Source organism: Ancylobacter sp. VNQ12, from assembly GCF_049445835.1.
In the GTDB taxonomy this organism is placed as follows: Bacteria; Pseudomonadota; Alphaproteobacteria; order Rhizobiales; family Xanthobacteraceae; genus Ancylobacter.
This window is the reverse complement of the sequence record NZ_JBMSDU010000068.1, coordinates 1-1,153: the sequence shown is the minus strand read 5'-3', so window position 1 is coordinate 1,153 and position 1,153 is coordinate 1. Positions and strand designations below refer to the sequence as shown.

Here is a 1,153-nt window from a genome sequence, read left to right as displayed (position 1 = left end):
TTCGGCGCGGGCCTTGCTGATCAGGATGCCGCGGCGGGCATGCTGATGAGGGGATCATTGCCCAGCGGGGCGATGGTTTCCAGCGTCATGTAGCGGGCGCGCTGGACCGCCCATTCGTCATTCTGCTCCAGCAGCAGGGCGCCGACGAGGCGGACGATGGCGTCGTCGTTGGGGAAGATGCCGACGACCTCGGTGCGGCGCTTGATCTCGCCGTTCAGGCGTTCGATCGGATTCGTGCTGTGCAACTTGGCGCGATGTCCTTCGGGAAGGACATGTAGGCCAGCACGTCATGCTCGGCCTCGTCCATGATGGTGGCCAGCTTGGACACCTTGGGCCGGATCTGATCGGCAACGGTGCGCCACTGGGCGCTGGCCGCCTCGGCATTGTCCTGGGCGAAGGCGGTGGCGATGAAGGCCGAGACGACCCGCCGCCCGCTCTTGCCGGCATGGGCCAGGGCATTGCGCTGGAAGTGCACCCGGCAGCGCTGCCAGGTGGCGCTGAGAACCTTCGACACCGCCGCCTTGATGCCTTCATGGGCATCGGAGACCACCAGCTTCACCCCGCGCAGGCCCCGGCGGGTCAGCTTGCGCAGGAACTCGGTCCAGATCGGCTCCGCCTCGGAGGTGCCGATCTCCAGTCCCAGCACCTCGCGCCGCCCGTCGGTATTGACCCCGATGGCGATGATCACCGCGACGGAGACGATGTGCCCGCCGCGCCGGACCTTGAGATAGGTGGCGTCGATCCACAGATAGGGCCAGTCGCCCTCGATCGGGCGGTTCAGGAAGGCCTTCACCTTGCCATCGATCTCTTCGCACAGCCGCGACACCTGGCTCTTGGAGATGCCCGACATGCCCATGGCCTTGACCAGATCATCGACGGATCGTGTGGAGATGCCCTGCACATAGGCTTCCTGGATCACGGCGGTCAGGGCCTTCTCGGCCATCCGGCGCGGCTCGAGGAAGCCGGGAAAATAGCTGCCCTTGCGAAGTTTCGGGATGCGCAGTTCGACCGTTCCGGCCCGCGTCTCCCAGTCCCGTTCGCGATAGCCATTGCGCTGGGCCCGCCGGCCTGGGTCTTTCTCGCCATAGGCCGCGCCCGTTACGGCGCCGACCTCCAGTTCCATCAGGCGCTCGGCCGCAAAGCCGATCATCTC

Annotated in this window: 1 pseudogene; it reads right to left on the bottom strand. The window is 66.3% G+C overall.

What is annotated here, in order from left to right:
- Window positions 1–20: 20 nt before the first annotated feature.
- A pseudogene (locus tag ACO2RV_RS25110) lies at window positions 21–1,153 on the bottom strand (IS256 family transposase); the annotation flags it as partial.